The sequence below is a fragment of the Chromobacterium aquaticum genome (assembly GCF_021129195.1).
In the GTDB taxonomy this organism is placed as follows: domain Bacteria; phylum Pseudomonadota; class Gammaproteobacteria; order Burkholderiales; family Chromobacteriaceae; genus Chromobacterium; species Chromobacterium aquaticum.
Genome location: NZ_JAJOHW010000045.1, coordinates 122,700 through 130,078 on the forward strand (window position 1 = coordinate 122,700; position 7,379 = coordinate 130,078).

A 7,379-nucleotide genomic window follows, 5' to 3' on the forward strand; every position below is an offset into this window, starting at 1 on the left:
CTCCTTGCCGTACTCCTGGCACGGCCTACGACAGAGCTCGCCGCGCTAACCCTGGCCGCAAAAAGCGGCCAAGGCCGCCATCACGCCTTCGGCGCCGCGCGCGCCGGTTTCCGGATTGAACTCCACCGTCGCCGCGCCGCCCTTGCCGGCCGCCCAGTTGCTGACCAGGCACAGATGCGCATAAGGCAGGTTCATCTCCCGCGCCAAGGCCGCCTCTGGCATGCCGGTCATGCCGACTATATCGGCACCATCCCGCTCCAACTTCAATATTTCCGCGGCGCTTTCCAGCCGCGGGCCCTGAGTGCAGGCGTAAACGCCGCCCACCACCCCACTGTGGCCGCTGTCCGCCATCGCGCGGATCAGCCGCTGGCGCAGCGCGTCGTCATAGGGCGAGGAGAATTCCGCGTGTACAACTGGCCGGTCCAAGCCCTCGAAGAAGGTGTGCTTGCGACCCCAGCTGTAGTCGATGATGTTGTCCGGCACCACCAGGCGGCCCGGCGGCATGTCGGGACGGATGCCGCCCACGGTGCCGATGGCGATCACGCCTTTGACGCCCTGATCATGCAAGGCCCAGATATTGGCGCGGTAATTGATCTCATGCGGCGCCAGCGAGTGGCCATAGCCATGGCGCGCGATGAACACCACGTTCTGCCCGTTCAGCAGGCCGAAGGTCAGCGCGCAAGAAGGGTCGCCATAGGGGGTGCGCACAACTTGACGATGGGTGACTTCCAGTACGGGCAGCTGGGCCAGGCCGCTGCCGCCGATGATGGCCAACATGATGTGTCCCCTTTGAGATGGTGCGATGAATCGCTGTTTTCGCCACGGCCACGGCTCAAAGAGCCTGGCGCGGCTGCGGGATTCTTGGTGCCGGCTGGCGCCGGCGCTCCAATTATGGCCGATTATTTCCCTCCGGCACATGCCGCCGCACAGTGAATTTGCCCGAGCCCACGCGGCGTTTGCCGGCGATATTGCAAAAACAAGCACTTGTGTAATTGCGCCTGATTTATACGAGCGTACAAATACTGCTTGCATACGCTTATACATTCGTATAAAACCAGTTCATGAACAAACCGATCAACGCCACCCGCCAGCAACTGCTGGACTGCGGCCTGGAACTCGCCAAGGAAACCGGTCTGCGCGCGCTCACCGTGCGCGGCCTGTGCCAGCACGCCGGCGTCAATCCGGGCAGTTTTGTCTACCACTTCGGCAGCCGCGAACGCTACCTGGCCGAGCTACTGGAAAGCTGGTACGCGCCGCTGCTGCGCCAGATGCAATGGCAACAGCAGCAACAGCCGGCGGCGCTGCCGCGGCTGCAAGCCATGCTGCGTCAATTGCTGGAATTCATCTCCGAGCATGGCGGCTTCATCGCGCACATGCTGCTGGACGCCGCCGCCGGTGAAACCGCCGCGCAGGGCTTCCTGTCCACGCTGGCGCCGCGCCATCCCAAGCTGCTGCTGCAAAGCATTGTCGACGCGCAGCAGGCCGGAGAGCTGGAACGCGGCGATCCGCTGCACCAGGCGCTGTTCCTGATGTCGGCGCTTGGCCTTCCGGCGCTGACGCAGCACATCATCGCCGGCAAGCCCATGCTGCCCGGCCTGATCCAGCAAGCTTTCGATACCTACGCCATCGATCCACGCCACACCGAACAACGGCTGCAATGGGCGTTGCGCGGCCTGCGTCCAATGGAGTCACAACCATGAAGCGCCAAGCTCTGATCATCGGCCTGCTCATCGCCGCCCTGCTCGCCGGCGGCGGCTACGCCTGGCGGCAGCGGCAATTGAGCCAGGAACGCCTGAGCCTGTCCGGCAATGTCGACATCCGCGAAGTCAGCCTGTCCTTCCGGGTGGCCGGTCGCTTGAGCAGCCTGAACGTGGACGAGGGCGCCAGCGTGCGCGCCGGCACGGTGCTGGGCGAGCTGGACGCCGCGCCCTACCGCAACGCCTTGCGCGATGCCGAAGCCGCCCTGGCCGCCGCGCAAGCGCGGCAGGCCTTGTACCGCTCCGGCCCGCGCCGCGAAGACATCGAGCAAGCGAAGGCCAATCTGGACGCGCGCCGCGCCGCACAACTCAACGCCGAACAGACCTACCAGCGCCAGCGCCAACTGGCCGACACCGGCGCCTCCGCCCAGCGCGCGCTGGACGATGCCCGCGCGCAGCGCGACCAGGCCGCGGCGCAGACCGAGGCGGCGCGCCAGCAATGGCAGGCGCTCAAGCGCGGCTACCGCAAGGAGGAGATCGCCGAGGCCGACGCCAACGCCGAGCGCGCAACGGCGCAATTGGCCCAGGCCAAGCTGCAGCTGAGCGACACCCGGCTGCTGGCTCCGGCCGACGGCGTCATACTCACCCGCGCGGTCGAACCCGGCGGCATGCTGTCCGCCGGCGGCGCGGTGTTCACCCTGTTGCTGACCCGGCCGGTGTGGGTGCGCGCCTATGTCGCCGAGCCCGATCTGGGCCGGGTGGCCCCCGGAACCAAGGTCAAGGTCCGTAGCGACGGCCGCGCCCAGCCTTACGACGGCGTGGTCGGCTTCGTCTCCCCCAGCGCCGAATTCACTCCCAAAAACGTGGAAACCCAGGATCTGCGCACCGCCCTGGTCTACCGGCTGCGCGTGGTGGTGCAAAACCCAGACGCCGCGCTGCGCCAGGGCATGCCGGTGATGGTAACGCTGGCGGACGGCGGCTGAGATGGACGCGCAGAACGCCATCGTCCTGCGCGGGCTACGCCAGCGCTTCGACGCGCACGAGGCGCTGGCCGGCATAGACGCGACGATACGCCGCGGCGCGATCACCGGCCTGGCCGGGCCGGACGGCGCCGGCAAGACCACCTTGCTGCGGCTGCTGGCCGGCCTGCTGCAAGCCAGCAACGGCGCCGTCCGCGTTGAAGGGCTGGACCCGATCGCCGACGGCGACGCGCTGCGCGCGCTGATCGGCTATATGCCGCAGCAATTCGGCCTGTACGAAGACCTGACGGTGCAGGAAAACCTGGAGCTGTACGCCGATCTGCGCGGCGTCGTCGGCGAGCGCCGCCGGCACAGCTTCGAACGCCTGCTGGCCTTCACCGACCTGGCTCGCTTCACCGCGCGGCCGGCCGGCAAGCTGTCCGGCGGCATGAAGCAGAAGCTGGGCCTGGCCTGCGCGCTGCTGGGCGAGCCTCGCATCTTGCTGCTGGACGAACCCAGCGTCGGCGTCGATCCGATTTCCCGACGCGAACTGTGGAAGATGGTGAGCGAACTGGCCGCCGACGGCATGACCGTGCTGTGGAGCACGTCTTATCTGGACGAAGCCGAGCGCTGTGACGAGGTGCTGCTGATGAACGCCGGCCAGCTCGCCTATGCCGGCACGCCCGGCGAGCTGATCCGGCGCATGGAAGGCCGCAGCGTGCAGCTGCGCGGCATTGCCGGCAACCATCGCCAGGCGCTGCGGCGCGCGCTGCGTCAACCGCAAGTGCTGGACGGCGTGATCCAGGGCCAGGCGCTGCGTCTGGTGCTGCGTCAGGCCGGCCAGCCGCCAGAGCTGAGCGCCTTGCAGGCCGGGCCGGACGCCCGCTTCATCGTGGTCCCGCCGCGGCTGGAGGACGCTTTCATCGAACTGCTGGGCGGCGGCCCCGGCGGCGATTCGGAACTGGCCGAGCGGATGCAGCCGGCGCAACTGCCGGCCGGCGTGGACCCGGACGCGGTGATCCGCGCCAAACAGCTCACCCGCCGCTTCGGCGATTTCATCGCCGCCGACAATATCGACTTCCAGGTGCGCCGCGGCGAGATCTACGGCCTGCTAGGTCCCAACGGCGCCGGCAAGTCCACCACCTTCAAAATGTTGTGCGGCCTGCTGCGGCCCAGCGCCGGCGAGGCCAGCGTGATGGGCATAGACCTGAAGCGCAGAGCCAGCCGCGCACGCCGGCAACTGGGCTATATGGCGCAGAAATTCGCGCTCTACGGCAACCTCAGCGTCGCCCACAATCTGGACTTCTTCTCCGGCATCTACGGCCTGAGCGGCCAGTCGCGGCGCGACACCGTCGCCGAAATGGTCCGCGTGTTCGCGCTCGCGCCCTATCTGGACATGCTCGCCGGCGCGCTGCCCCTGGGCTTCAAACAACGGCTGGCATTGGCCTGCGCGCTGATGCACCGGCCGCCGCTGCTGTTTCTCGACGAACCCACCTCCGGCGTCGATCCCATTACCCGCCGTGAATTCTGGAGCCACATCAACGGCCTGGTGGACAAAGGCGTCACCGTGATGGTCACCACCCACTTCATGGACGAGGCCGAGTACTGCGACCGCATCGGCCTGGTCTATCGCGGCCGCTTGATCGCCAGCGGCACGCCGGACCAGCTCAAGCGCCAGGCCTCGACGCAGGACGAGGACATCACCATGGAAGAGGCCTTCATCCGCCTGGTGGCGGCCGACGACCGCGCCGGAGCCAGCACATGAGCACCGCCGTCAAACCCGCCCGCTTGCTGGCGCTATGCCGCAAGGAAGCCATGCAGATCGTGCGCGACCCCAGCAGCATCCTGATCGCCTTCGTGCTGCCGATGGTGCTGCTGTTCATCTTCGGCTACGGCATCAATCTGGACGCCAACAAGGTGCGCATCGGCGTGGTGCTGGAAGACAGCGGCGCCGAGGCCCGCCGTTTCGCCGCCACGCTGGCGGGCTCCCCCTATCTGGAAGTCCATCCCGGACATGACCGCGCCGAGATGCGCACGCGGCTCGCCGCCGGCGAAGTGCGCGGCATGGTGGTGATTCCCGCCGACTTCTCCGCCAAGACAGCCCAAGGCCGCGGCGCCGCCGCGGCGCAGCTGCTCACCGACGGCGCCGAGCCCAATACCGCCAACTTCCTGGCCAATTACCTGCAAGGCGCCTGGCAGGTCTGGCAGACCCAGCGCGCGCAGGATCGCGGCCAGCCGCCGCCGGCCCAGCTGCGGCTGGAACCGCGCTACTGGTTCAACCCCGACACCGTCAGCCGCAACTATCTGGTGCCCGGCTCGATCTCGGTGATCATGACCATCATCGGCGCGCTGCTCACCTCGCTGGTGGTGGCGCGCGAATGGGAACGCGGCACCATGGAGGCGCTGCTGTCCACGCCGGTGACCCGCGCCGAACTGCTGCTGTCCAAAATCATGCCCTACTACCTGCTGGGCATGGCCGCAATGCTGGTCTGCGTACTGGCGGCCACCTTGCTGATGGACGTGCCGCTGCGCGGCTCCTGGTGGCTGCTGTTCATCGTCAGCAGCCTGTTCCTCGGCAGTGCCCTGGGCCTGGGCTTGCTGCTCTCCACCGTCACCCGCAACCAGTTCGTCGCCGCCCAGGGCGCGCTCACCGCCGCCTTCCTGCCGGCCACCATGCTGTCCGGCTTCGTGTTCGAGATCAACAGCATGCCGCCGCCGGTGCAGGCCGCCACCTATCTGGTGCCGGCGCGCTATTTCGTCAGCGCGCTGCAAACCCTGTTCCAGGCCGGCGACATCTGGCCGGTGCTGCTGCTCAACACCGGCTGGCTGCTGCTGTCTGCGGGCTTCTGGCTGGGGCTGACCGCGCTAAAATTCCGCCGTCGGCTGGACGGTTAGAAAGGGCTCTCATGTGGCACTCGCTGCTAACCCTGATCCACAAAGAACTGCGAGCCCTGCTGTCCAGCCCGCAGAACCGCCGGCTATTGATCATGCCGGTGCTGCTGCAACTGCTGCTGTTTCCGTTTGCCGCCACGCTGGAGGTCAAGAACAGCACGCTGGCCATCTACAACCAGGATGGCGGCGCCGCCTCCATCGAACTGTCCCAACGCCTGGCCGCCGCCCACGCGTTTCCGCGTCTGCTCAATATCCGCAGCGAAGCCCAGCTACGTGACGCCATAGACCGCCAGCAAGCGCTACTCGCCATCCGCATTCCGCCGGATTTCTCCCGGCGGCTGGCTCAAGACAGCCCGCCGCCGCTGCAGGCCGTCATCGACGGCCGCCGCTCCAATAGCGCGCAGATCGCCTTCGGCTACGCCCAGCAAATCGTCGCCCAGTACGCGCGCGAACTCAGCCCCGCGCCTTCGCCGGCCCAGTTGCTGGTCCGTCACCTGTACAACCCCAATCTGGAATACCGCTGGTTCGTGCTGCCCAGCCTGGTGGCCATCATCACCACCATAGGCTGTCTGATGGTCACCGCGCTGTCATTGGCGCGCGAACGCGAGGAAGGCACTTTCGACCAATTGCTGGTCACTCCGCTGACGCCCGGCTACATCATGGCCGGCAAGGCCGTGCCCGGCATGCTGGTGGCCGCGCTGCAAGGCAGCGTCATTTCCGCCGCCGCGGTATGGATCTACCAAGTGCCCTTCGGCGGCGGCATCGCGCTGCTCTATCTTTCCATGCTGTGCTACGGCCTGGCCCTGGCCGGCTGCGGCCTGCTGATCTCGGCGCTGTGCGCCAACCAGCAGCAGGCCTTTCTCGGCGTGTTCGGCTTCATGGCCCCGGCGGTGATTCTGTCCGGCTATATGGCGCCGGTGGAAAACATGCCCTGGCCGCTGCGCGCGCTCAGCGCCGCGGACCCGCTCAGCCATTTCATCATCGTGATCAAGGGCCTGTTTCTCAAAGGCTACGGCACGGCCGAGGCCTGGCCTCATCTCTGGCCGCTGCTGCTGATCGCCGCCGTCAGCCTTGGCCTGGCCTACCTGATCTTCCGTCAAAGGAGCGGACAATGAATTCATCCCGCCTTGCCGTTTCTCTGTCGCTCGTCCTGCTCGCCGGCTGCGCCGTCGGCCCCGACTACCGGCCGCCGACGCCGGCGCAACTGCTGCCCGCCGCCAGCGCGGAAACCGAGCCGGAAGCCGCCGGCTGGTGGCAAGCCTTTCAGGACCCGGCGCTGAACCGCCTGGTTGGCGCCGCGCTGCGCCGCAGTCCGGACCTGGCCAGCGCCGACGCCAATATCCGCCAGGCGCGCGCCGCGCTGGAGATCAACACCGGCGCGCAATGGCCGCAGCTCAACGCCAGCGGCCGCGTCAGCCGCGACCAACTGAGCCGCCGCGGCGAAGCGCTGGCCAATATCCCCTTCGCCAACCCACAGACCCTATTTACCGACTACCGCGCCGGCTTCGACGCCAGTTGGGAGCTAGATTTGTTCGGCCACACCGCCCGCAGCGTGGAAGCCGGCCGCGCCCGGCTGGACGCCAGCCGGGAACAAGCCGCCGACGCCACCTTGCGCGTGGCCGCAGAAACCGCGCGGATGACGCTGGACTACCGCTACTGGAGCCTGCGCGCCGACAACGCCGCCGCCCAGGTCCACTGGCGCGCGGAGCTGGCGCGGCTGAGCCGGCTGCAAGTCCAGGCCGGCCTGGCTGGCGCCGGTGAACTGGATCAGGCGGAAACCGAAAGGCTGCGCGCCGACGCGCAGCTGCAGCCGCTGCTCGCCGCCCGCCAG

7 protein-coding genes are annotated in these 7,379 nt (G+C 67.7%); 6 read left to right on the forward strand and 1 reads right to left on the reverse strand.

From position 1 onward, the window contains the following. Nucleotides 1-45 precede the first annotated feature (45 nt). Entirely contained in the window at nucleotides 46-777 is a 732-nt protein-coding gene (locus tag LQT98_RS08170; RefSeq protein WP_231461861.1) for an S-methyl-5'-thioinosine phosphorylase, read from the reverse strand. A gap of 284 nt (nucleotides 778-1,061) precedes the next feature. Here LQT98_RS08170 and LQT98_RS08175 point away from each other — a divergent pair, with 284 nt between their 5' ends. The 6 genes from LQT98_RS08175 to LQT98_RS08200 form a co-directional block, all read left to right on the forward strand. Continuing rightward, on the forward strand, nucleotides 1,062-1,700 hold the full coding sequence (locus LQT98_RS08175) for a TetR/AcrR family transcriptional regulator (RefSeq protein ID WP_053074252.1): 639 nt from the start codon (nucleotides 1,062-1,064) through the stop codon (nucleotides 1,698-1,700). Further along, nucleotides 1,697-2,680, forward strand: a complete 984-nt coding sequence (gene hlyD / locus LQT98_RS08180; protein ID WP_231461862.1) for a secretion protein HlyD — start codon at nucleotides 1,697-1,699, stop codon at nucleotides 2,678-2,680. Before LQT98_RS08175 ends, hlyD begins: the two co-directional genes overlap by 4 nt. A 1-nt stretch (nucleotide 2,681) precedes the next feature. After that, nucleotides 2,682-4,421, forward strand: a complete 1,740-nt coding sequence (locus LQT98_RS08185; RefSeq protein WP_231461863.1) for an ATP-binding cassette domain-containing protein — start codon at nucleotides 2,682-2,684, stop codon at nucleotides 4,419-4,421. Then, entirely contained in the window at nucleotides 4,418-5,551 is a 1,134-nt protein-coding gene (locus LQT98_RS08190) for an ABC transporter permease (RefSeq protein ID WP_231461864.1), read from the forward strand. Before LQT98_RS08185 ends, LQT98_RS08190 begins: the two co-directional genes overlap by 4 nt. Nucleotides 5,552-5,562: 11 nt before the next feature. Next, nucleotides 5,563-6,663, forward strand: coding sequence for an ABC transporter permease (locus LQT98_RS08195; RefSeq protein ID WP_231461865.1), 1,101 nt, complete (start codon nucleotides 5,563-5,565; stop codon nucleotides 6,661-6,663). Next, on the forward strand, nucleotides 6,660-7,379 hold a 720-nt coding region (locus LQT98_RS08200; protein WP_231461867.1), incomplete at its 3' end, for a TolC family protein. The genes LQT98_RS08195 and LQT98_RS08200, both read left to right, overlap by 4 nt.